This window comes from Chlorogloeopsis fritschii PCC 6912 (assembly GCF_000317285.1).
GTDB lineage: Bacteria > Cyanobacteriota > Cyanobacteriia > Cyanobacteriales > Nostocaceae > Chlorogloeopsis > Chlorogloeopsis fritschii.
Genome location: NZ_AJLN01000050.1, coordinates 97,505 through 119,796, shown reverse-complemented (window position 1 = coordinate 119,796; position 22,292 = coordinate 97,505). Strand labels below are relative to the sequence as shown.

Annotated in this window: 23 protein-coding genes and 1 pseudogene; 8 read left to right on the top strand and 16 right to left on the bottom strand. The window is 42.5% G+C overall.

Annotation, left to right across the window (positions count from 1 at the left end):
- Window positions 1–5: 5 nt before the first annotated feature.
- Window positions 6–713 carry a DJ-1/PfpI family protein gene (locus UYC_RS0107185; RefSeq protein WP_016873835.1) on the top strand — a complete coding sequence of 236 codons (708 nt, stop codon included), beginning with the start codon at window positions 6–8 and terminating at the stop codon, window positions 711–713.
- Here the strand turns inward: UYC_RS0107185 and UYC_RS0107180 are convergent.
- Together UYC_RS0107180 and UYC_RS0107175 are read right to left on the bottom strand one after the other, a co-directional pair.
- On the bottom strand, window positions 710–2,047 hold the full coding sequence (locus UYC_RS0107180; protein ID WP_016873836.1) for a TRAP transporter large permease: 1,338 nt from the start codon (window positions 2,045–2,047) through the stop codon (window positions 710–712). The genes UYC_RS0107185 and UYC_RS0107180 overlap by 4 nt on opposite strands.
- Window positions 2,037–2,585: a TRAP transporter small permease subunit gene (locus UYC_RS0107175; RefSeq protein ID WP_026087398.1), complete on the bottom strand. Its 549-nt coding sequence runs from the start codon at window positions 2,583–2,585 to the stop codon at window positions 2,037–2,039. Before UYC_RS0107175 ends, UYC_RS0107180 begins: the two co-directional genes overlap by 11 nt.
- Before the next feature lie 415 nt (window positions 2,586–3,000).
- Between UYC_RS0107175 and UYC_RS40300 the strand changes: the two are divergent.
- Window positions 3,001–3,075: pseudogene (locus UYC_RS40300) on the top strand (IS200/IS605 family transposase); the annotation flags it as partial.
- A gap of 29 nt (window positions 3,076–3,104) precedes the next feature.
- Here UYC_RS40300 and UYC_RS0107170 read toward each other — a convergent pair.
- The 3 genes from UYC_RS0107170 to UYC_RS0107160 form a co-directional block, all read right to left on the bottom strand.
- On the bottom strand, window positions 3,105–4,337 hold the full coding sequence (locus UYC_RS0107170) for a M20 family metallopeptidase (protein ID WP_016873838.1): 1,233 nt from the start codon (window positions 4,335–4,337) through the stop codon (window positions 3,105–3,107).
- Window positions 4,338–4,538: 201 nt separating this feature from the next.
- Window positions 4,539–5,219 (bottom strand): dethiobiotin synthase, encoded by a 681-nt coding sequence (bioD, locus tag UYC_RS0107165; RefSeq protein WP_016873839.1) that lies wholly within the window; start codon window positions 5,217–5,219, stop codon window positions 4,539–4,541.
- A gap of 174 nt (window positions 5,220–5,393) precedes the next feature.
- Complete coding sequence (locus UYC_RS0107160) at window positions 5,394–7,169, bottom strand: serine/threonine-protein kinase (protein ID WP_016873840.1); 1,776 nt, start codon at window positions 7,167–7,169, stop codon at window positions 5,394–5,396.
- Window positions 7,170–8,089: 920 nt separating this feature from the next.
- Here UYC_RS0107160 and UYC_RS0107155 point away from each other — a divergent pair.
- On the top strand, window positions 8,090–9,103 hold the full coding sequence (locus tag UYC_RS0107155) for a ribose-phosphate pyrophosphokinase (RefSeq protein ID WP_016873841.1): 1,014 nt from the start codon (window positions 8,090–8,092) through the stop codon (window positions 9,101–9,103).
- A 107-nt stretch (window positions 9,104–9,210) separates the two neighbouring features.
- Here UYC_RS0107155 and UYC_RS0107150 read toward each other — a convergent pair whose 3' ends face one another.
- The 6 genes from UYC_RS0107150 to UYC_RS39390 all read right to left on the bottom strand — a co-directional run bounded on the left by UYC_RS0107150 (window position 9,211) and on the right by UYC_RS39390 (window position 11,726).
- Window positions 9,211–9,783: an HD domain-containing protein gene (locus UYC_RS0107150; RefSeq protein ID WP_016873842.1), complete on the bottom strand. Its 573-nt coding sequence runs from the start codon at window positions 9,781–9,783 to the stop codon at window positions 9,211–9,213.
- Window positions 9,784–9,910: 127 nt separating this feature from the next.
- Complete coding sequence (locus UYC_RS0107145) at window positions 9,911–10,267, bottom strand: helix-turn-helix domain-containing transcriptional regulator (RefSeq protein WP_016873843.1); 357 nt, start codon at window positions 10,265–10,267, stop codon at window positions 9,911–9,913.
- A 70-nt stretch (window positions 10,268–10,337) separates the two neighbouring features.
- Window positions 10,338–10,727 carry a PIN domain-containing protein gene (locus tag UYC_RS0107140; RefSeq protein WP_235082910.1) on the bottom strand — a complete coding sequence of 130 codons (390 nt, stop codon included), beginning with the start codon at window positions 10,725–10,727 and terminating at the stop codon, window positions 10,338–10,340.
- Window positions 10,728–10,737: 10 nt separating this feature from the next.
- Entirely contained in the window at window positions 10,738–10,992 is a 255-nt protein-coding gene (locus UYC_RS0107135) for a hypothetical protein (RefSeq protein ID WP_016873845.1), read from the bottom strand.
- A 194-nt stretch (window positions 10,993–11,186) separates the two neighbouring features.
- Window positions 11,187–11,543, bottom strand: coding sequence for a serine/threonine protein kinase (locus UYC_RS0107130; protein ID WP_071588425.1), 357 nt, complete (start codon window positions 11,541–11,543; stop codon window positions 11,187–11,189).
- 9 nt (window positions 11,544–11,552) lie between these two features.
- On the bottom strand, window positions 11,553–11,726 hold the full coding sequence (locus UYC_RS39390; RefSeq protein WP_016873847.1) for a hypothetical protein: 174 nt from the start codon (window positions 11,724–11,726) through the stop codon (window positions 11,553–11,555).
- Between the two features lie 437 nt (window positions 11,727–12,163).
- Here UYC_RS39390 and typA point away from each other — a divergent pair, with 437 nt between their 5' ends.
- A complete protein-coding gene (gene typA / locus UYC_RS0107120; protein WP_016873848.1) occupies window positions 12,164–13,954 on the top strand; it encodes a translational GTPase TypA in 1,791 nt (596 codons plus the stop codon).
- A gap of 236 nt (window positions 13,955–14,190) precedes the next feature.
- Here the strand turns inward: typA and UYC_RS0107115 are convergent, their stop codons facing one another.
- Complete coding sequence (locus UYC_RS0107115; protein ID WP_016873849.1) at window positions 14,191–15,618, bottom strand: cation:proton antiporter; 1,428 nt, start codon at window positions 15,616–15,618, stop codon at window positions 14,191–14,193.
- A gap of 417 nt (window positions 15,619–16,035) precedes the next feature.
- Here UYC_RS0107115 and UYC_RS0107110 point away from each other — a divergent pair, with 417 nt between their 5' ends.
- A complete protein-coding gene (locus UYC_RS0107110) occupies window positions 16,036–16,608 on the top strand; it encodes a transposase (RefSeq protein ID WP_016873850.1) in 573 nt (190 codons plus the stop codon).
- Here the strand turns inward: UYC_RS0107110 and UYC_RS39385 are convergent.
- The 3 genes from UYC_RS39385 to murG all read right to left on the bottom strand — a co-directional run bounded on the left by UYC_RS39385 (window position 16,605) and on the right by murG (window position 18,523).
- Complete coding sequence (locus tag UYC_RS39385; protein ID WP_071588426.1) at window positions 16,605–16,895, bottom strand: DUF6737 family protein; 291 nt, start codon at window positions 16,893–16,895, stop codon at window positions 16,605–16,607. The two genes, UYC_RS0107110 and UYC_RS39385, sit on opposite strands and share 4 nt — an antisense overlap.
- Before the next feature lie 63 nt (window positions 16,896–16,958).
- Window positions 16,959–17,393, bottom strand: a complete 435-nt coding sequence (locus UYC_RS0107105) for a hypothetical protein (RefSeq protein WP_016873851.1) — start codon at window positions 17,391–17,393, stop codon at window positions 16,959–16,961.
- Window positions 17,394–17,449: 56 nt separating this feature from the next.
- Window positions 17,450–18,523, bottom strand: coding sequence for an undecaprenyldiphospho-muramoylpentapeptide beta-N-acetylglucosaminyltransferase (gene murG, locus UYC_RS0107100; RefSeq protein WP_016873852.1), 1,074 nt, complete (start codon window positions 18,521–18,523; stop codon window positions 17,450–17,452).
- 258 nt (window positions 18,524–18,781) lie between these two features.
- Here murG and UYC_RS0107095 point away from each other — a divergent pair, with 258 nt between their 5' ends.
- The 3 genes from UYC_RS0107095 (at window position 18,782) to UYC_RS0107085 (ending at window position 21,220) form a co-directional block, all read left to right on the top strand.
- Window positions 18,782–19,630 (top strand): Cif family virulence factor, encoded by an 849-nt coding sequence (locus tag UYC_RS0107095; protein ID WP_016873853.1) that lies wholly within the window; start codon window positions 18,782–18,784, stop codon window positions 19,628–19,630.
- A gap of 98 nt (window positions 19,631–19,728) precedes the next feature.
- A complete protein-coding gene (locus UYC_RS0107090) occupies window positions 19,729–20,502 on the top strand; it encodes an SDR family oxidoreductase (RefSeq protein WP_016873854.1) in 774 nt (257 codons plus the stop codon).
- A 367-nt stretch (window positions 20,503–20,869) separates the two neighbouring features.
- Complete coding sequence (locus tag UYC_RS0107085) at window positions 20,870–21,220, top strand: hypothetical protein (protein ID WP_016873855.1); 351 nt, start codon at window positions 20,870–20,872, stop codon at window positions 21,218–21,220.
- Window positions 21,221–21,442: 222 nt separating this feature from the next.
- Here the strand turns inward: UYC_RS0107085 and UYC_RS0107080 are convergent, their stop codons facing one another.
- A complete protein-coding gene (locus UYC_RS0107080; protein WP_016873856.1) occupies window positions 21,443–22,240 on the bottom strand; it encodes a M15 family metallopeptidase in 798 nt (265 codons plus the stop codon).
- Window positions 22,241–22,292: the final 52 nt, after the last annotated feature.

The following is a 22,292-nucleotide window of genomic DNA, read 5'->3' as shown; positions in this document are numbered from 1 at the left end:
CCTGTATGAATAATCAGCGCCAACACACTATTGGTTTAGTCATTTACCCAGACATGACCCAATTAGATATTACAGGGCCGCACCAAGTCTTTTGTTCAATGCCCAATACTCGTGTTTTATTATTGTGGAAGTCCCTCGAACCTGTGGTGAGCAATGGCGGTTTAACAATTTTACCCACCACCACTTTTGCTGAATGTCCTCAACTGGATGTGTTATGTGTACCGGGTGGAGTTTTTGGCACCGTCCAAATCATGGAAGATGAGGAAGTACTGGCATTTTTGCAAGCACATGGCAAGACAGCTAAGTATGTGACTGCCGTTTGTACGGGTTCCTTAATCTTGGCAGCAGCTGGATTGTTACAAGGATATCGAGCAGCTTCTCATTGGGCATTTCGAGAGCAACTAGAGTTAATGGGGGTACAAGTCAGTACAGAAAGAGTAGTTGTAGATGGCAACCGAATTACTGGTGGGGGTGTAACGGCGGGGATTGATTTTGCTCTGGCGATCGCAGGAATACTTTGTGGTGAGGAGACTGGTAAATTCATTGAATTGATGCTTGAGTATAATCCTTCACCTCCATTTGGGGTAGGTTCACCAGAAAAAGCAGGTGTCGAACTGGTACAAAGCGTGAAACAAGTTGGAGCATCATTGATAAATGCATCGTATGCAGCTAGTAAACGAGTAGCCTCAAGGTTATCTGTGGCGAACTCTTAGCGTGCCAAAGAAGGCAAAAAACCAACAATCCCCGGAAAAGCAATAACTAGCACCAGTACTAATAACTGAAGCAGAACAAACGGTACGGCACCGCGGTAGATATCAGTTGTAGTAACTTCTTTAGGTGCGACACCCCGCAAATAGAACAGGGCAAAACCAAAGGGAGGTGTAAGGAAAGAAGTTTGCAGATTTGCTCCTAAGACTACACCAAACCAAACTAAGTCAATGCCTAACTTCTGAGCAACTGGCACAAATAAAGGCACGACTATGAAGGCAATCTCAAAAAAGTCGATGAAAAAGCCAAGAATAAATACCACTGTCATGCTGACAATCAAAAAGCCAATTTCGCCGCCGGGAAGATTGGCAAGCACATCGAACATAAATTGATCGCCATTTAATCCCCGAAAGACTAAACTGAAAGCTGTGGAACCAAGCAAGATAAAAACCACCATACTGGTGATGCGAAGAGTAGAATCGCAGACTTGGCGTAACGATTCCAAAGTTAGTTCACGGTAAACAGCAGCTAGTGCGATCGCCCCTGCACAACCCACAGCACCTGCTTCTGTTGGCGTGGCAAAGCCAAAAAATATACTGCCTAATACCAGTAAAATCAACACTAAAGGCGGCAGCATTACCTGAATTACTCGTCCTGCCAAAGCTTTACCACCAATATCTCGCACATTAGCAGGCAAAGCAGGTGCTACCTCTGGCTTCAAGAAAGCTATAACTAAGACATGAACAGCATAAGCACCCGCCATCATCAAACCGGGAATCACCGAACCAATGAATAAATCGCCCACCGATATACCCAACTGATCCCCTAGTACAACCAACACCACACTCGGCGGGATAATTTGTCCTAGAGTTCCCGATGCGGCAATTACACCAGTAGCTAATTCTTTGTTGTAACCATAGCGCAGCATGATCGGTAAAGAAATCAAACCCATCGCTACCACTGTTGCCGCTACTACACCTGTAGTTGCTGCCAAAAGTGCCCCTACCAATACCACAGCAAGCGCCAGCCCGCCACGCAAGCGCCCTAATAAAATCCCCATCGTTTCTAACAAACTTTCTGCAATCCCAGACTTCTCCAGCATTGCGCCCATGAAGATAAAGTAAGGGATAGCAAGTAGGGTGTAGTTTGCCATGATGCCAAAAATCCGCTGGGGCATGGCAGTGAGAAATAATGGATCGAATACATCCAGTGCAATACCAATGGCAGCAAATAAAATCGCCACCCCACCCAGCGAGAAGGCTACTGGATAACCCAATGACAGCAATACCAAAGCACCCACAAACATTGTAGGGCCAAGCCACTCATAATCAAACGTCATGGCGTTCCTCCTGGGATTCGAGTTTGCCTGTGAGAATCGCTAAGTTTTTAATTGCCTCAGAAATTCCTTGAAAAATCAGCAACACAAAACCGACAATAATCATCGCTTTAATCGGATAGCGCGGCAAACCACCAGGATCGGGTGATGCTTCCCAAATTCGCCACGAAGCAATGATTGCATCCCAAGAAAAAATTATAACCATGATGCAGAAAGGTATCAGAAAAAATACTGTACCTACAAGGTCTGCTAGTGCTTTGCGCTTGCGCTGCCAATTACTATAGAAAATATCGACTCGAACGTGTTCATTGTGTTTTAGCGCGTAAGCTGCTCCCAACAAGAAAACTAAATCAAAAATATACCATTGCGCTTCTATGTAGGCATTAGAAGTAAGGTTGCTGCCGCTAAAACGTCCCAGCCATCGCCCGACAACATTCCACACGCCGAGTGTCACCATTACTAGCACCAACCAACTGGTATATCGACCAATGCATTCATTGCAAGCATCAATAATTCTTGATAGTTTTAGTAATCTCTCCAATGCACCTATTACCTCTTGAACTGTCGTAAATGTAGTTTACGGCAGAAGAGTAAGAGCTTTTGTTAAGGCGTTGCTGAATCGCAGTATGAATTTGATGTGTAGAGACGCGATATATCGCGTCTGGGCAGGGGTTTTGGCATTACGAAAAATTATTTTCATAGCCTAAATCAGCAACGCCTTTGTTAACTAGTGCAACTAGAAAATAAGGCAGGAGGCAGTAGGCAGAAGGAAAAATACTTTTCATTGCCTTGTGATTAAATCACATGGGTGTCTTGACTCAAAAAGAATGCGATCGCTTTGTGCTTAACCCAGAGAGGCTATAAGCCACACGGTTTAATCAATACTTAAATCACATACCTGGCAATTGGAAATCGCAGCTACACGAGACAAAACCCGTCTACGCGGGTTTAAGAAAATGAGATCAAATTTCACGCAATTATATCTTCATTGTGTTTGGGCAACCTGGGACAGATTGCCTTTAATTACACCAGGTGGGTTTTGTTTGTCTAGCCGCGAATTCTATTCGCCAAGGCTATTGCTCAAAAATCTCTCCACACACCGAACAAACATCTCCACACCCATCGCCAACACAGTCTCATCAAAATCAAACCGAGGATGATGATGGGGATACGCCAAATTTTTCGCCTGGTTAGCAGAACCAAGGAAGAAATAGCAACCAGGCACCTCTTGCAAAAAGTAGGACATATCCTCACCGCCCATCGTTTGACACTCTGGTACAATACCCACAGGCGTTTCTACCACTTCTTCGGCTACCGATCGCACTAATTCTGCCATCCCTGCATCATTAATTGTAGCTGGGTAAAGCTCGCAGTATTTAAAGTCATAATTTGCACCATAACTCTGACAAATACCAGCAATAATCTGCTCGATCCGCTGCTGAAAAAAGCCTTGGTAGGAAGGATTAAAATACCGAACAGTGCCTTTCATAGTTGCTGTATCAGCAATCACGTTGTGTGTTGTGCCAGCATGAAGTGCGCCAACAGTCACCACTGCCGAATCAATGGGGTTAACATTACGAGCAACAATAGTTTGTAAGGCATTGACTATTTGAGCAGCAACTACAACAGAATCTATAGTTTGATGGGGTATTGCCCCATGTCCGCCTTTACCAAAAATTGTGCAGTCAAATAACTCTACAGCTGCCATTAATGCACCTGCACGCACACCCACCGTTCCTAAAGGCAAATTATTCCACAAATGCAAACCGATAATCGCATCAACATCAGGGTTTTTGAGTGCGCCAGCATCAATCATTGGCTTTGCGCCTCCCGGCCCTTCTTCGGCTGGTTGGAAGATAATTTTTACAGTACCAGGGAAATCTTCGCGATGTTGCTGGAGATAATAAGCTGTACCAAGAGCGATCGCAGTATGTCCATCATGTCCGCAAGCGTGCATTACTCCATCATGCTGGGAGCGGTACGGTACTTCGTTGAGTTCCTGAATTGGCAAAGCATCCATATCTGCCCGAATTGCCAGAACTTTTTCTGAACCGGGTTTTTTACCTTCAATTGTGGCAACAATACCAGTTTTGGCAATACCAGTTTGATGCTCAATGCCCCATTCTTGCAATTTCTGGGAGACAAACTCAGCAGTCAGGTTTTCTTGAAAACTCAGTTCGGGTTTTTGGTGAAATCGTCGCCGCCACTCCACAAGAAACGGTTGCAATAAGCGAATCGAGAGGCGCACGCGAGATAAATCAACATTAGTTGAGTTGGGAAATGTCGAAACCATTGCTCACATTATTGTTGGTAGTTAGTAGTTAGTAGGTAGTAGGGGCGGATTTCGTTGATTATCTTTCGGCTAAAACCGATGATTTATCTTCTAAACCCGCACGGCAGTCGCACTCGACGCGCTTAACCCGCAAGGGCGCGCTGCCTCCCGTACAGTAGTTAGTAGTTGGTTGTTTACCACTAAACCACTATCCACTACCTCTTAACTACTAGTTAAGCGCTCTAGATCCAAATTGGATGCTAATTCTGCAAGTTTGTTTAAATCTGTGGGATTTTCTAAATAAGGCAAGCAGCCTAAAACAGGAATATTTGTTAAAGATTGAATTAAATCTGCTGGTGCCCAGTCAGTAATTTCAGTATCAGTACGGGGTTGTACGCAGTTAAGAACGATTCCCACTAGTTGCACCCGTGCTAGCCTCGCTAATGCCACATTCGCTACAGCTTGAGCGATCGCACCTAATCTTACTGGTACTACCAAAACTGTGGGTAAGCGCCATTCGCCTGCTAAATCTGCCACTGTCAATTCATCTGTCACGGGTGAACCTAGTCCTCCCAGGGCTTCTACGAGAATAAAATCTCGGCGTTGGCGCAAACTTGTCAAAGCTTGCCAGACAACAGCTAAGTCTACTTGACGATTTTCTTTAGCTGCAGCTATGGGAGGCGCTAAGGGTGCTTGAAAGTATAAAGGCGTAATTTCTTCTGGAGATTGTTCCAGAGAAAAAAGCTTTTGATACCACTCGCGATCGCCAATTCCCGATTGCAGTGGTTTCATGATTCCTAAACTGCGGGCAGAGCAATATCTTTGCCAATAGGCTGCCAACGCTGTTGTCAAAACAGTTTTGCCAGCTTCTGTATCTGTTCCAGTAATCAGTAATGCGTTCAATAGTAGTAGTTAATGGTTAATGGTTAATGGTTAATAGCTAATAGCTAATAGCAATGAACAACTAACAATTAGCAACCAACTACTAACCAATGTAATACATCGTTTGCCCACAAATCACCTAAAAAGAGGGGCGACAGGTTGGACTGTGGATTATGTTTCCTTCTGCCATCTGCCTCATACCTGATTGTCTACTAAGTTGGCCGGGTTTACCTTGCCTGTGGAGCTTGTGTCATCAACAGAAGGGTTGTTTTGATTTGGCTGGGGAGATATTGGTGGTGTTGTTGTGGGCAGATCTGTTGGGATTTGAATCGGAGTTTCTTGGGGAGATTCTGTGGGAATTGGGAGAGGAGTTTCTGTCGGAACTTCTAGAGGAGATTCTGTGGGAATTGGGGAAGGAATTTCTGTGGGAGCTTCTGTGGGAGTTTGTGTAGGTATGGGTTGAATTGGGTTTTCTAATTTAGCATTGAGACTATAATCACTTTCGGCAATTCCTTCGCTTACAGTTAGCTCAATAGTGTATGTATCAGTGAGTGGCAATGTCCCTTGATAGAAGGTAACTGCCTTAGCACTATTGTCAAGCGGTTCTCCATTGGCACCGGAGACTGTAAGTAAAACGCCGCTTTCTTGTGCTAGTAAGACTGTTAATTGCTGACCCTTTTGTCCTCTAAAAGTATACCGGACAATCTCATTAGCTTTGATTGTATCGTCAACTTTGAATGTGTTAGATGTATCAAAATTGAGGCGCTTAATTTTGATGACAGGTGTTGCAGGTGGTGCAGTAGTAGGTGTATCGGTGGGAGTGGGAGTGGGTGATTCTGTTGTGCCACCAGTCACAACTGGTGAAGGGAAAGTTTGCGGTGGTGCCTCTGGTGCCGATGATTGGCTGCGCAGAGAACGCACTAATGCCCAAGAACCAAAACCTGCCAGAATAATTACAGCGATGCTAATTGCTGCGATCGCCCACGGATTATCTAAAACCGATCTAGTAGTAGGTTCTGGAATTACACGAGTAGTTCTTTTGGGTGTAGGCTGTAATCCTTGATCGGGACGGCGAGCAACAGGAACTGTTTGGACGTTAGATAATAGTGGAAGTTGAACTGGTAGTGTGGCTTGTTCTGGAGATTCTAAAGCTTGTAATACTTCCCTGGCACTTTGGAAGCGATCGCCCGGTCTATAACTCAACATCCGATTTAAAATTTGAGTAAATCGCGGACTCACTCTCACCCATTGTTGCCAATTCCAACTCAGCTGATTTTCATCAAATAATTCTTGGGGTTCTTTACCAGTAAGCAAAACGATCGCCGTGACTGCCAGCGCATACAAGTCACTACTAGGATACGCTTGCCCCGTTTGCATTTGTTCGCTAGGGGAATAACCTAATTTTCCTACATAAGTTGCCGACGCTGTCGAGTTAGGGGATTGCAATCGCGTTGCTAGTTCTTTGACTACTCCAAAGTCAATCAAAACTGGCTTATTATCAAGCTCTCGCAAAATAATATTATCTGGTGAAATGTCCCGATGAATAATGCCTTGATTGTGAATATATTCTAATACTGGTAACAGCGAACATAATAATTGCCATACTTCTTGTTCTGTGAATATACCTCCAGAGGATTTGCGTTCTTCTAACAAATCGCGGTAAGTTTTCCCGGCAACGTAATCTTGCACCAAAAATAAGCGCTGCTCTTGTTCAAACCTTTCTCGGAATTGCGGTACTTGTGGATGTTGGATTTGATATAAAGTTGTCGCTTCTCGCAGAAAAAGTTCTTGTGCCTTCTGCCAAGCGGCAGGATCTGTGGTGTTGGGAATCAATTCTTTGATGGCACACAGTTCATTAAAACGCCTTTGATCTTCTGCCAGATAAGTTCTACCAAACCCCCCCTGACCGAGAATTTGAATCAGCCGATAACGATTTTGCAGAACAGTGCCAACTGAAATTGGTGGTTGCATCTTTTAATTAATTGAGTGTAATAGCATGACTCGAAGGAATTCACCCACAAACAATACTTCTGGCGGCATATGGACAATCACCATACTAGTACATAGTCAAAGCAAACCTTTACAGACTTAGACCACTTTAATTCTTACACCTTTCTCTCAGTACAGAGAAGTAAAAAAAGATGAAATATCACTTATTTAGGTAAGATACACATTCTCTCGCACTGACCACAGATATACCAGATGAAAGTGGGCATCAGCCTTGAGACGGCAACTTACAAATCAAGGTTCCAATAAAACTCTGCTTCTTTGCTAGCTAAGGAAAACAGATCACTGTCGTTTCCTAATCTCACCTCAAGCACAGTAGGGAACAGGGTACAGAAGAGGACAAGGGGCAGGGGAGAGGGAAAGACAAGGGGAGAAGACGTGAGTCGCGATCCTTCCCCTTGCAAGTCACCTTCCCCGTGCTCTTCCTCCTTGTCCTAATTTCCTTCTGCTTTCTTGTCTGATGGAAAAATAGAAAGCAAGTCTGCTAAAGTATTATTTTGTCACTAGTATCATAAAATATTGAGCTACTGCTGATTAATTACTTCATCGGTTTTTACTTTCACGAGTTACCAATTTGAGTATCACTGAAAATTTAAACTGGTCTGTTCTCTATTATGAATTACTTGCCAATGGGCAAGTAATCAAGCAACTCACTCAGTGTAGGTATTTTATCTCAAAGCAAAAATCTCAACTATAAGTGTAGTTAACGATTTAAATGCCAGTTAAACTATTACGAGTGTATTTGCTACAGAAACAAGAAAATAAGGAAGTTGTAGTTTCATGGAGGTATGTTTAAAGTTTTTATGAAAGCTTCAACAAAACTCACAGAGTTTTTTTAGGGCTATTTCTCTTAAATAATCTAAATATCTGATGATAAGATTGCCATGAATGCACATCGAGGAACTGCTGTGCTCAGTACTGCAACTTTCAAACTGCCAGCTGCAACAGGACTAACTGAAAATCACCGCTTGCGGCTTTTCTCTGGCTCTGCCAATTTATCGCTGTCTCAAGAAGTAGCTCGTTACCTGGGTATGGACTTGGGGCCAATGATCCGCAAGCGATTTGCGGATGGGGAACTTTATATTCAAATCCAGGAATCAATTCGAGGTTGTGATGTCTATTTAATCCAGCCTTGTTGTCAACCCGTCAACGATCATTTAATGGAGTTACTAATTATGATTGATGCCTGTCGTCGAGCGTCAGCCCGACAGGTAACAGCAGTAATTCCTTATTATGGTTATGCCCGCGCCGATCGCAAAACGGCAGGGCGGGAATCAATAACTGCCAAATTAGTTGCTAACCTAATTACTCAAGCAGGTGCCAACAGAATTCTGGCAATGGATTTGCATTCAGCGCAAATACAAGGATATTTCGATATACCTCTAGATCATGTATATGGTTCGCCAGTAATACTAGATTATTTAGTAAGTAAACAACTGTCTGACATTGTGGTTGTCTCGCCAGATGTTGGTGGTGTAGCGCGAGCTAGAGCATTTGCGAAAAAGCTTAATGATGCTCCCTTAGCGATTATTGATAAACGCCGTCAGGCTCACAACGTTGCCGAAGTTTTAAATGTCATCGGTGATGTCAAAGGTAAAACAGCGGTGTTAGTAGATGACATGATTGACACTGGAGGCACAATTTCTGAAGGAGCAAGATTGCTGCGCGAAGAAGGAGCGCGTCAGGTATATGCCTGCGCTACCCATGCAGTATTTTCTCCACCCGCAGTAGAACGGTTGTCAAGCGGTTTATTTGAGGAAGTGATTGTCACTAATACAATTCCAATCAAAGAAAGCGATCGCTTCCCACAATTGCAGGTGCTTTCGGTGGCTAACCTCTTGGGGGAAACAATCTGGCGGATTCATGAAGATAGCTCTGTAAGTAGTATGTTCCGCTAAACCCAGGAAATACTGTCATCACCGCTACTTTTATGCACAATGTCGCAGGCAAAAATAGCCTGCGCCACCCAATTTATTTATTACAAAATACACTTGTCTGCCCAAATTTAAGCATATAAAGAAGTCAACACTTCTAGTTCTGCTACTACCCGTTCTAATTCGTCAAAAAGCGGATTAGATCCTGTTTTTTGGAAGGCAATTACTAACGCTCGATAATACCAAAGCGTACCTTCTTTACCTCCTTGAAAGCGCTGCCAAACTGATTCGCCTAAAATCCGGTAATCTCGGAGAATAGATTGGGCGTTGTAGAGTTTATCGGCTGCACTCACAAGTAGTATCGAAGGTGAAGCAGTGGCGAGGTGGGCAATATATATTTCTTTGCGCGATCGCCAAGGTGGTTTGGGTGTAGTATCAGCATCGGTACAGCCATCCACAATTGCAGTTACATTTTCTCCAAAGCGACGGCGAATTTCTTCCCGTGTAGCAGCACCGCCCTGATCTTCTATGGCGTCGTGCAACAGAGCTGCTATGGCTTCATCTTCATTCGCTCCGTATTCTAGGGCGATACTGGCGACACCTAACAAGTGAGCGACGTAGGGAACCCCCGAACCTTTGCGAACTTGGTTCGCGTGGAGTTGCGTAGCGTAGTTAAGGGCTTCGGTAAAGCGTTGTGAGAGCATTTTTGAGATTAAGTTATGACTGTACACGCTGGTGATAAATATTTTAATTGCAGCCTTGGAAGCTCCCTTTTCCAATGTGCTCCTAGTTTATTTTCTTTGTTGACAAAAAAATTGTACCAGCGATCCGTCATTGCGAAACAGTAATTTCCGATTCATCAGCAAGATTTATACTACTTTCATCTGCCTTTTCTGCAACAGCCACAGTAAGTTTCAATCCCAAAGCATCGAGCCAGGTTCCCAGATGATAAATTGCTTCACTCCCGCGCTGAGATAAAATTTCTTTGAGTTTTTCTTGATGATATTTAGCCTGCTCTGATGTCATCCTGTGTTCACAAAGAGCCTCAGCTACATTACCTAGTGCTATTTGCAGTAACTCCGGCTCAGGATCTTCTTCTTCTAAAATAGCCTCAATATATAAAGCAGCATGACTGGGATCTTTTAGATGTGAAATTAAGTAGGGATGGTAGCTATCACTTGTTGCCATGAGTGCGATCGCTAGCTCAACAATAGTTTTGTCTTGGCTATGGTAGCCTCAAATAATATTTTCCAGTCATTTAGGTTCGCCAGTTATCCAGTCTTAAAGGGTAACCCAATGCTTGTATACGACTATAGTGAGCCAAATTACCAGTTACCAAGGTTAAATTACGTCGTAAAGCTATGGCAGCAATCATTGAATCCGGATAACCAATAGGTTGCCCTGTTCGTTCCAAATCAGCATAAATGCGCCCTGCCAATTCTGCATCTGGCAGTTTCAGTATCAAAATATCTTCAGTGGCAAGTGTAGCTAAAAATGCTTGAACTTTATCTTCTCGTTGACGCTTGTGCCAACCTTGGACAACTTCCATAACTGTGATTACCGAAGTTGTATAGCAGCCAAAAACTGCGCGATAAACAGTAGCTTTAAATATAACTTGTTGATTTATACATTTGAAAATTTCAGACAAAATGTCTGTGTCAAGTAATGCCTTGTTCAATTTTTTGATTGAATGAGTAGGAAGCCCGATTTTTGATAGCTTCTTCAATTATCTCATCTACTAACTCAGGCTCGTCTGCAAATAGTCCTACCCAAGGATATTGTGTCACTTTTGTCGCTGCTAAAAGTCTGATTACTTCTGTAATAAGTTCTGATAATGTACATCGGCGAGACTTTGCCAACTGTTCAGCAAGCTCAAGGGTTTGGGTGTCAAGTTGAACTTCTATTTTTCGCACGCTACCTCACCTTTTTCTGTCATTTTAACGTAATTTAATTACTCTCGTTTGTGCCTGCATGACTTGATTATAGATGTATAATTCTCGTTGATTGGTAGCCATTGCTCAATCTTTTTTTTAAAACTGAGTATTTGTATATGAGTTTATAGTATTTTATATACTGTCAGAATACTACTCTGTTCTAATCTACTCTTTTAAAAAGTTAAAATTTGTGTATGCGTCTGAGTTAAATTTTGGGTGAACTCGCGTGCAATGCCAAAATCAATTAACACAGCTTCCAACTTACCAGAACGCACCATAATATTGTGTGGCTTAATATCCCTATGCAGTAAGCCATTATTGTGAACTATAGTTAGTGCTTCTCCAATTTGTTGAATATAATGTAATGCTTCTGCTTCAGCTAAAAAGCCCCGATTTTCAACTAGGCTGCCTAAATCTTCCCCATCGATATATTCCATTACCATGCACCATAGTTCTCCCTCTTGAATTAGTTCATGAATTTGGACAATATGAGGGTGAGTGCATTTAGCTAATTTTATCGCTTCATTCAAAAAATCTTGCTAAAATTTGGCAAAGTCAGGACGAATTTGCAGATTATCATTTAGAGTTTTAATAACAACGTAGCGTCCATTATTATCTCTAGCGCGATAGGTAATACCAAAGCCGCCTTCGCCTAGTTCTTTTTCAATTATGTACTTGCTATCCTGTAACTTATGTCCAGCTGCCCAAGTCATTGCTCATTAATCAATAATTTTTGCGTTAATTTTGGCACAATATATATAAATTAAAATTAGGGTATGTACTGATGCAATAATAGCGGATATAGACAAAAGCCCATTCATAATCAAGAGTTATGTTCTGACAAACTGTTTTTATCCAAATCTATATAAATGTAATTAAATTGACTCTTTACCAAAAAATGCTAGAGTTATTGCGGAATGAATCTCTCTCAGCCCAGCATTCATTCCGGACTTACTCAACTCTTGACGTTTATATTGAATAAAAACCCCTTCGTGGGTATTTCTGGCGTTTTGAAGTTTTCCTAAGTCAATTTACATTAAGATAGAATTGTTAAGGCTTATTTACAGAATTTGCAGTTCCCCCCAAATTCTGTTAGAGCAGTTCACCACTATATATAAAATCCCCACTAGAGTACTGGAACGCGCTTATTATGACGCTCCCAATCCGTAACGTCGCTATTATCGCCCACGTAGATCACGGCAAAACAACCCTCGTTGATGCTCTCCTCAAACAATCCGGCATTTTCCGTGAAGGGGAAGACGTTCCGGATTGCGTTATGGACTCCAACGCCCTTGAACGGGAGCGGGGAATTACTATTCTTTCTAAAAATACAGCGGTTAAGTATAAAGAGACGCTGATCAATATTGTTGATACTCCCGGACACGCTGACTTTGGCGGTGAAGTAGAACGGGTGCTAGGCATGGTGGATGGTTGCATCCTCATTGTTGATGCCAATGAAGGCCCTATGCCCCAAACTCGTTTTGTGTTAAAAAAGGCACTGGAAAAAGGATTGCGCCCCATTGTTGTAGTCAATAAAATCGATCGCCCGCAAGCAGAACCCTACGGTGCAATAGACAAAGTATTAGACTTATTCCTCGAACTAGGCGCTGATGAGGATCAGTGTGATTTCCCCTATTTGTTCGCCTCCGGGTTGTCAGGTTACGCCAAAGTAGACTTGGATGATGAACCCAAGGATATGCAGCCATTATTTGATGCCATTTTGCGTCATGTACCGCCACCAGTGGGCGATCCCAACAAACCACTGCAACTGCAAGTTACAACCCTAGATTATTCTGAATATCTGGGGCGGATTGTGATTGGCAGAATTCACAACGGCATCATCCGCATGGGACAACAAGCGGCTTTGGTGACAGAAAAGGGTGACATTGTCAAAGCCAAAATTACCAAGTTAATGGGCTTTGAAGGCTTGAAGCGCGTGGATATGGAGGAAGCTTCTGCCGGTTATATTGTGGCTGTAGCTGGTTTCGCTGATGCAAATATCGGTGAAACAATCACCGATCCGAATGAACCTCAAGCTTTACCACTAATTAAAGTGGATGAACCAACATTACAAATGACCTTTTGGGTGAACGATTCGCCCTTTGCTGGTCAAGAAGGTAAATTGGTAACATCCAGACAAGTGCGCGATCGCCTTTTGCGCGAGCTAGAAACTAACGTTGCCTTGCGTGTCGAAGAAACCGACTCTCCAGACAAATTCCTAGTTTCCGGTCGTGGCGAACTACACTTAGGTATTTTAATCGAAACCATGCGCCGGGAGGGCTACGAATTCCAAGTATCTCAGCCTCAAGTGATTTACCGGGAAGTTAACGGACAACCCTGCGAACCTTATGAACTTCTAGTGTTAGACATACCCGAAGAAGCAGTTGGCAGTTGCATCGAACGCTTGGGACAACGTCGCGGCGAAATGCAAGATATGCAAGTTGGTGGTAACGGACGCACCCAGTTAGAATTTGTTATCCCCGCCCGTGGATTAATTGGTTTCCGGGGTGAATTCATGCGGATGACACGTGGCGAAGGTATAATGAACCACAGCTTCCTAGATTACCGTCCGATTACAGGTGACATCGAAGCCCGTAATAAAGGCGTATTAATCGCTTTTGAAGAGGGTGTTTCTACCTTCTACGCCATGAAGAATGCCGAAGATAGAGGGGTATTTTTTATCACTCCTGGTACTAAGGTCTACAAAGGCATGATTGTTGGCGAACACAATCGTCCCCAAGACTTGGAATTAAATGTCTGCAAAACCAAGCAGCTCACCAACCACCGTGCAGCGAGTGGTGATGAACTAGTGCAGTTACAAGCACCAGTAGAAATGAGCTTGGAGCGTGCTTTGGAATACATCGGCCCTGATGAATTGGTGGAAGTAACTCCCCAGTCTATTCGTCTGCGGAAGATGGCGAAGAAGTTAGCAAAACGATAAGTAAGGCGAAATAGCGAATAATTGGCTCAAAAAGCTCGCAAATGCGAGCTTTTTGATGTTTGAGTTACATCAAAGCCCCACAGGCTGAAAGCTTGGGGCTAAAAGAACAAAGCCTGCCTTCGCAGTCTAGAGTTCTTGTGAGTAAATTCGATATTTTACGAAGTCGCCGACAATGTCTTGGCTAGTTCCACGCCATATAGCTGATCGCATTATTCCGTGGCAGATTTAGAACACAATCATGTAAATACCATCCAGAACAGCAAAATCAACATCAGACTCATAAAACCGATGAGATGCTCAAACTGTTCAAGCATACGCGGCAGACTGAGTAATGAGCGTTGAAAAATTAAAAAATGCGCTAACCAACCAACAGCAATGATTGCGACTGCTTTTGTGATGTTTGCCATCGTATACGCCTGGTAATATAACCCACTTGTGATAATCAGCGCACCAATTAATAGTATTATCGGTTGCCAGAAACCGGAACGTACAATTTCTCTCCCCCCATGCGGCAGAAATATGAATTTGGCATACACTATTGCTGTACCTACCGCCCCAACATTCATGGCGATCGCTTGCCAGGATAGTACATTCTTCAGCGTTAACATCTTCGCTCCAAAGCCAATCAATATGGGAAAGCCGGAAATTGAGAGGCTAGCTATAACCAGGGCAACCCAGAGTGCAGTATTGATTGGCGTATTTCGCAATTCCTTGAAGTCTCGGCTGGGTAAGTTCCCCGCTATCATAAAGAGTGCCGATTTTGCCAATCCATGCGCCAACGCATAAAAACCTCCCGCGATTGGTGCAGCCAGAATCCAACCTAATTGTGAAATTGTACTCAAGGCCAGCGTCCGCTTGGTATCTTTTTCCAAGACAGCATAGCTTATTCCCAAAAACACTGTTCCAACTGCAAATATCCTAACGATAGGATCAACCTCTTCCACAATCAAAGCGCAGCGCAACAAGGGAAAAACACCAGTTTTAACCACGATTCCCGATAGTAAAGCTGACACCGGCGTATCCGATTCGGAATGAGTCAACGGTAACCATAATCCTGATACAAAAATTCCACCTTTTGTCAAGAGTCCTAAAAAGATGAGAGCAATCGCTTCAGTCGGTGCTTTGTGTAAACCTGCAAACGCAAAGGAGTTATTCACTTGATAGACCAACACCGCACCTACCAAATAAAATAGCATTGCCGTGTTGCTGACAAACAGATAACGCAAGCCAACCCAAATGGAGCGATCGCTCCGGGGATAGGCAATCAAGAGAAATGCGGCAATACTAATCACCTCTAGCGCCACATATAAGCTGATGAAATCCGCACACACAAAGGCGGCATTAACGCTACCATGCAAAATGACAGTCTGCGTATAAAAGAAAGCTGTCTTATCAGTATGCCAACAGTAGAGAATGACAGCGGCTGTTACTAGCGCATTTGTCAATATAAAATAGCCGCTCAACTGATCAATGACTAATGTGACACCAAAACTATCTAGTAATGTTAGTGTTAGTGATGACTGGTTGAAAAGTAGCTGTAACGCATATCCAGTAGAAACTAAGCTTATTCCCAGTGCTAAGTATTTGGCAAGTTTTGGAAACAGATAGATTACGAATCCGAAAAAAAACGGTAGTCCAATCCAGGCGATTGTAATAGTACTCATGGTGTGAGGTTATTTTCAAGAGCAAACCGAAAAATCCGCACGCTTCAACACGGTAACTACGTGTTGGCTAAGTATTGGTTACTTATGTGTGAAGCAGAAGTAAAAGTCGCTACCAATAAGTATTTTCGCCTCTTTCTGCACCTGTTTCTTGTAACTTGTATCTCATTTTCAATGGCAAAGTATTGATGTAACTCTATACCAAATTCAAAATATTGAGGATAGGAATATATGAACCTAATATTGCTATGGAATCGGCTGATAAGAGTGCGATCGCCTCCTCGGTTCACCCAATGGGATGAGTTTCGTTTTTAAGCATAATCTAGAAGCTGAGATCCCGACTTTTCTAAAAAGTCGGGGATCTGATATGCCCGGACGTCAAAAAGGGAATACTAAAGGCAATATCTTATATTTTTGCCTATGCCGCGAAGAAAGAGTTCCCTGGAAATTAGGAACTTTTACCATATTTACAATCGGGGTAATAATCGTCAAATAATTTTCTTTGAGCGTGAAAGTTATATTTATTTTCTTCGCTTGGTAAAAGAACATTTAATTACCAAAGCAATAGATATTATTGTTTACTGTTTAATGCCCAATCATTATCATTTTTTGGTCTACTTGAGAGATGAAACCTTGTCTGATGCAATGAAATCCCTTTCACTTTCCTACACGAAGGCTATTAATAAGCGTTTTAATCGTTCTGGGGTATTATTTCAGGGACGATTTCAAAGTATTCATGTTCAACAAACCGATTATCTAATCAACCTCTCACGTTATATTCATCTAAATCCGGTAAAAGCAGGACTGGTACAGCAACCTGAAGAATGGGAATTGTCCAGCTATTTGGAATATGTAGGAATGCGAAGAGGAACCCTGCCCAAAACAGAATATATCAAAACATTAATTCAGGAAGAATCAGCTTATCAACAATTTTTGACTGACTATAACCTACCTGATAGCACTGGTTTCAAAAGTTTGCTACTTGATGATTAGTTTGGGTTAGATCCCCGACTTCTAGAAGTCGGGGATCTAGTTTCCGACTCATTTTCTGATAATTGATACGATTCCAAAAGACCACTGCGAATTATTAATTGCGGCCAGATTAACAAGAAAAAAACCATCCATGTGAGTACAGGGATGGAGACAAGAATTGTAAGCCAAATAATTTTAAATAATATCCAGCTACCACCAATTAGCGTCAAACCCGTGAGCAAGATAGACCAAGGTTGACACCACCAGGGTTTATATTTCCACGGGCTTACAGACTTTTGTTCTGACATTTGCTTCAGTTATCAGTTATCAGTTATCGGTTATCAAAGCAGTGTTACTCACTGTTTATTGATTTAATTAGGTTTCCACTTTTCTAGTGATACATATTCGCCCTGCAAAATATCTAGAACTTGGATATCACCGCTTGGACTCAAGACACGAAACCAGTAAATTGTGTCAGTGTACTCTACATGATTTTCAAATACTTGCACTGTGTAGTAAGGTTCCTCTAGAGTAGGATGTCTATCGACGGCTGCAGCGACACGTATTGCTCCTTTAGAAAGTCGTTCAATAGTTTTTGCTTTGCGTTGCACTTGTGGCAATTTCCATACCAAATTCAAGGCAGTTTTCTCATCAATTACTTGAGTAGGTTGAGAAATTGTAGAGGAAGATAGAACTCTCGGAACTTGAGGTTTATGAGTCTGAGCAATGGCTGAATAATTGACTAATCCCATGAGCGAAACAGCCATGAATGGATAAGTTACCAATTTTTTGACAGTACTAGTCATCAGCATAGTTGTTTGCTTGCGATCGAGAGTTCTGAATTTTAGTTTGTAATATAACTTTACCTCTCAATTACCTCACGCACCAACTGTGCTAATTTTTCGGCACTATCAGGAATAGCGATCGCCTTTGCTTTTTCCCCCATCGCCTTCAACTGTTGGGGTGACTTCAACAACCGCAAAACTTCTGTTTGCAATACCTCGGCAGTTAATTCTGATTGTTGAAACATCAATGCCGCATCAACTGAAGTAAAGACCTTGGCATTATAAGTTTGATGGTCTTCAGCAGCAAACGGGTAAGGAATCAAAATCGCAGGTGTACCGCACACTGCCAATTCTGTTAAACTGCCGGCACCAGAACGACTAATAGCTAAATTTGCTCGCCGCAGCAATGCTGCCATATTGTTGTAAAATTGCAAAGAAATATACTGGGGATGCTGCAAACTAACCGCTTCGGGATCGTTGTCACCAGTTAAATGCACAATCCAAGCACCAGCATCAAACCAAGCTGTTGCACACTGGCGCACTAATTTATTAATTCCGACTGCACCTTGGCTGCCACCAAAAACGACGATTAAAGGCACATTCTCCGGAATAGGCAAATCCAATGTAGCTTCAATACCCGGTTCTAAAAATTGAGAACGTACTGGAGTACTTGTATAAATAGTTTTGGCACGCGGTAAATACTTAGCTGCGACTTCAAATCCTAGTGCCACTGCACTACACCAAGGGCCAAAAAAGCGTGTTACCTTTCCTGGTAAAGCATTCGATTCGTGAAGAATTACTGGTATACCAAGCGATCGCGCTGCAATTACACTAGGCCCGGCAATATAACCTCCCGTGGTGAATACTCCTTTAAATTTACCTTGTTTTAATATTTTCCTGACTTGGAGAACCGAACCAATCAGTTTACCTAAAGTCAACAGCGATGAAATTCCTAAACCTTTTTGAAACCCTTCAACAGAAATAACATTCAATTTATACTGTTGGGGAACTAGTTGAGTTTCCAGGCGGTTGGGAACGCCCAGCCATTCAATTTGATAATCTGGCAACTGCTGTGCCAGTGCGATCGCTGGAAATAAGTGCCCACCAGTTCCGCTTGCAGCTATTAATAATCGTATTGGTGTGTTTGTCATCTACCTATTAAGCTGAAAAACATCTAGTTTGCTATTGAAATGAGGCTAAACTCTTGTGGGGTAGACATCTTGTCCGCCCATGTTATGTAAGTTAAATGTGGAACAGCTTACCATGTCAGCCCTTAGCTTAATTAAGATAAAGCAATTTCCCTGTTTTCTTGCAGGCTGTTTGAGAAATTAATTTACTACGGTTTCTACTGTATGCGTTTTACTTGAGAACAGGGAATATTTTTTGTAAACCAAGCTAACTAATCACCTATGAGTAAACTAATCGCCTTGCTATTGAAACGCCAATCACGCTTTTCGCCCTCTCGTTGGCTAATTTTGTTAATGCTCGCATTTGGTTTAACAACTAGTTGGAAATCTGCTCAAGCTAACCCACCTAGAAACTCACCTAGCAATGTACCCAGCAACTCACCCAGCAATGCACCTGCTCAACTAAAAAATCTCCTAACACAAATCGATGCAGCAGCGAGTCGGGGTGATGTCAAAGCAGTAATGCAGTTCTACAGTCCCAATTTCGTGCATGGAGATGGCTTAAATCGCCAAACGATGGAACAAGCTTTAACTGGTTTTTGGAAGAGATATCCCAAGCTGCAATACACCACCCAACTGCAATCTTGGCAGCCTCAAGGCAACCAGATCGTTGCTACCACCGTTACCAAAATTACTGGCTTACCTGCCGCTAACAATGAGAATTTAGCTCTCTCAACTACCATCACATCTCGTCAGCGCATTGCAGGCGGAAAAATTATCCGTCAAGACATTTTGTCAGAACGCACTCAAATTACTTCTGGTGCCAAACCACCCCAAGTTGATATCAAATTGCCACAACAGGTAAAAGTTGGTCAAAAGTATAATTTTGATGCGATCGTCCAAGAACCTCTGGGAGATGATTATCTTTTAGGTGCAGCTTTGGAAGAACCCATTCAAGCAACCAAATATCTTAACCCTACACCCGTAAATTTAGAATTACTCACAACTGGTGGACTTTTTAAAGTTGGCAACGCACCTGCTAAACCTGGCAGTCAATGGGTTTCTGCGGTGATTATGCGTGGAGATGGTATGACAATGATTACTCAGCGTATGCAAGTAGTGAATAAGTAGTTATTAGCTCTTATTCATTATGTCCTTTGTTTTTTGTCATCGGGTTGTGACAAGTAACAAATGACCAATGACAAATGGCCAATGACTAAGAATTTAAAATGCTTTCTGTGCAAGACCAAATTGTTTTCATTACTGGTGCCAGCAGTGGAATTGGTGCTGCTTGCGCCAAAATTTTCGCTGGTGCTGGTGCAAAATTAATTTTAGCGGCGCGACGTTGGGAACGTTTGCAAAATTTGGCAGATTCACTCAACAAAGAATTCGCTACTGATATCCATTTGTTACAGTTGGATGTACGCGATGCTAAGGCTGTAGAATCCGCTATTTCTAACCTGCCTTCCGCTTGGGCTAACATTGATATTCTCATCAATAATGCAGGTTTAAGTCGGGGTTTAGACAAACTCCATCAAGGCAGTTTCCAGGATTGGGAAGAAATGATTGATACCAATATTAAGGGTTTGCTCTATCTTACCCGCCATATTGTTCCTGGAATGGTTGAGCGCGATCGCGGTCATGTGGTAAACATTGGTTCGATAGCCGGTCATCAAACTTATCCGGGTGGTAATGTCTACTGCGGCACGAAAGCAGCAGTCAAAGCTATCTCTGAAGGATTAAAACAAGATTTGTTGGGAACACCTATCAGGGTAACTTCGGTTGATCCTGGTATGGTGGAAACAGAATTTAGCGAAGTACGCTTTCATGGCGATACACAACGTGCCACAACAGTTTACCAAGGAGTAACTCCTCTAACTGCTGATGATGTAGCTGATGTTGTATTTTTCTGCGTTACTCGGCCAGCACACGTGAATATTAATCAAGTCATCCTGATGCCAGTTGACCAAGCTAGCACAACTCTGGTAAACAGGCGCAGTTAAAACTTCAAATTAGTTAGAGATTGATTTTGTATCATCGCGGCAGAGAATACTCCGCGATTTTTTTATCACAATTTCATCTATCTAAAAGATTTATTTTTTCAACAAGAAACACGACTCCAGATAGATAAATTGTCAGTTGCTGAAGAGTTAGTTATTTATATTAGCCCTGTTTCGATTTAGTATTGCTTGTCTTTTATTCACCTTAGCTAAATATTTTTAAATAGTTAAAAAAGATACTTTAAGTCGATTTCATACAGACCAAATGCAAGTAGGGAATATTCCTCGTTTGCAGCGAATAAATCTGCTTGTCCAGGGAAAGTTATAACAAAATAGCAATTTTCTGCAGGGTGTGCAGATACTTTAGTTAATGTTTGAAGTTAAAATGCAGCAGCAAGAAGTTTTCATCGAGCAACCCTCGAACCAAGCCCCTGGTGATACAACCTTCGTGAATCAGCCAAACATACCAGTAGGAGGTATGTTGTCAGCTTACTTAAGTTTTGTCTTCATTGCTTTAGTGACAATTTTTTGGCATCCCAACTTAAGAAAGGCTGTAATTGATCGCATTTTTACTGTTAAACATAATTCCCAAATTCCCTGCAATAAATGTAAGTATTTTAAAAATAACCGCTATCTTCAATGTGCAGTACACCCTACTAAAGTTCTCAATCCAGAGGCAATTGACTGCCCTGATTATCTACCTAAACAGAAGAAAACATAGGGTACTGGTCATTAGTCATTTATCATTGGTCATTAGTCATTAGGTCATTTGTCATTTAGTTAGTGGTTAGTAGGTGCGGGTTTTGCTGATGATTTTTCGGTTGAAACAGACAATTTATCTTCTAAACCCGCCCGTACAGCAGTTAATAGGTTGCGTGTCCTCGTGTCCCCGTGTCCCCGTGTCCCAATTCCCTTCTGCCCTCTGCCATCTGCCTTCTAATTACTACGGATTTTGCTGAGGCTTAATATTTTTGGCTTTGTAGAAAGTTTCCAAGCTTTCGCGATCGCCTACAAAACGCCAGTGCCAAGGTTCATAACTCACACCCTGCACGTTATCTTTGGGAAAGGACATTTCAAAGCCGAAACGAGCAGCATTTGCTTGTAGCCACTGAAAAGCTCTGGTATTTTCAAAACTAGGCACTAGATGAGTCGCTGGTGTTGCGCCATCCCCAATATCTATTGCATAGCCTGTATGATGCTCGCTATGTCCGGGAGGAGCACTCAGGGCAGCTCTTTGTGCTGGCGTTTGATTGCGTTGAGCACCAATCCTAAAAAATAACTGCTCCTGCTCTTTAATAGAGCGAAAACCAGAAATTGCAACTAAATTTACACCCTGACTTTGTGCTGCTACTACCATCTCTTGAAATTTTTGGGCGGCGGTTTTTCGCATCCTGATCCGTCTATTAGCGGAAATTGGTACAAGTTCTGACTCAGGTGCTTCGGGGTATGCCAAATGTCCTAAAACTTGGTTTTGAGAAGAACTTCCAGACTGTGGACTAGCAGGAGTTGAATTTGTGGAGGATAGAGAATCTAAATCTTTTTTTGGTGTAGTCAGGGCAAAGAACAAACCGCTAATGACAGCTAATAGAATAAATCCTCCTACGGCGGCGATCGCTAAAACCAACAGACGAAAACCTTTCCTGGATTCTGCATCCGGAGTTTCGCGTACAGCTACCGGAATCTCTTCTCCAGAGGCAGGCAATGAGTTTCGCGGTTTTCCAGAAAACTCAGCGTTATTCAATGGTTAACTCCTGCTTTGTCAAAAGATTTATAACAGATTGTAAACTGGAGGG

Excerpts from the sequence above, each read along its gene's own strand:
- UYC_RS39385 (WP_071588426.1), bottom strand. The coding sequence starts at position 16,895 with ATGTCAGAACAAAAGTCTGTAAGCCCGTGGAAATATAAACCCTGGTGG.
- UYC_RS0107160 (WP_016873840.1), bottom strand. The coding sequence starts at position 7,169 with ATGCAACCACCAATTTCAGTTGGCACTGTTCTGCAAAATCGTTATCGG.
- murG (WP_016873852.1), bottom strand. The coding sequence starts at position 18,523 with ATGACAAACACACCAATACGATTATTAATAGCTGCAAGCGGAACTGGT.
- UYC_RS39390 (WP_016873847.1), bottom strand. The coding sequence starts at position 11,726 with ATGACTTGGGCAGCTGGACATAAGTTACAGGATAGCAAGTACATAATT.
- UYC_RS0107180 (WP_016873836.1), bottom strand. The coding sequence starts at position 2,047 with ATGACGTTTGATTATGAGTGGCTTGGCCCTACAATGTTTGTGGGTGCT.
- UYC_RS0107090 (WP_016873854.1), top strand. The coding sequence starts at position 19,729 with ATGCTTTCTGTGCAAGACCAAATTGTTTTCATTACTGGTGCCAGCAGT.
- UYC_RS0107185 (WP_016873835.1), top strand. The coding sequence starts at position 6 with ATGAATAATCAGCGCCAACACACTATTGGTTTAGTCATTTACCCAGAC.
- UYC_RS0107155 (WP_016873841.1), top strand. The coding sequence starts at position 8,090 with ATGAATGCACATCGAGGAACTGCTGTGCTCAGTACTGCAACTTTCAAA.
- UYC_RS0107110 (WP_016873850.1), top strand. The coding sequence starts at position 16,036 with ATGCCGCGAAGAAAGAGTTCCCTGGAAATTAGGAACTTTTACCATATT.
- UYC_RS0107170 (WP_016873838.1), bottom strand. The coding sequence starts at position 4,337 with ATGGTTTCGACATTTCCCAACTCAACTAATGTTGATTTATCTCGCGTG.
- UYC_RS0107115 (WP_016873849.1), bottom strand. The coding sequence starts at position 15,618 with ATGAGTACTATTACAATCGCCTGGATTGGACTACCGTTTTTTTTCGGA.
- UYC_RS0107150 (WP_016873842.1), bottom strand. The coding sequence starts at position 9,783 with ATGCTCTCACAACGCTTTACCGAAGCCCTTAACTACGCTACGCAACTC.
- UYC_RS0107095 (WP_016873853.1), top strand. The coding sequence starts at position 18,782 with ATGAGTAAACTAATCGCCTTGCTATTGAAACGCCAATCACGCTTTTCG.
- UYC_RS0107085 (WP_016873855.1), top strand. The coding sequence starts at position 20,870 with ATGTTTGAAGTTAAAATGCAGCAGCAAGAAGTTTTCATCGAGCAACCC.
- UYC_RS0107105 (WP_016873851.1), bottom strand. The coding sequence starts at position 17,393 with ATGACTAGTACTGTCAAAAAATTGGTAACTTATCCATTCATGGCTGTT.
- UYC_RS0107145 (WP_016873843.1), bottom strand. The coding sequence starts at position 10,267 with ATGGCAACAAGTGATAGCTACCATCCCTACTTAATTTCACATCTAAAA.
- typA (WP_016873848.1), top strand. The coding sequence starts at position 12,164 with ATGACGCTCCCAATCCGTAACGTCGCTATTATCGCCCACGTAGATCAC.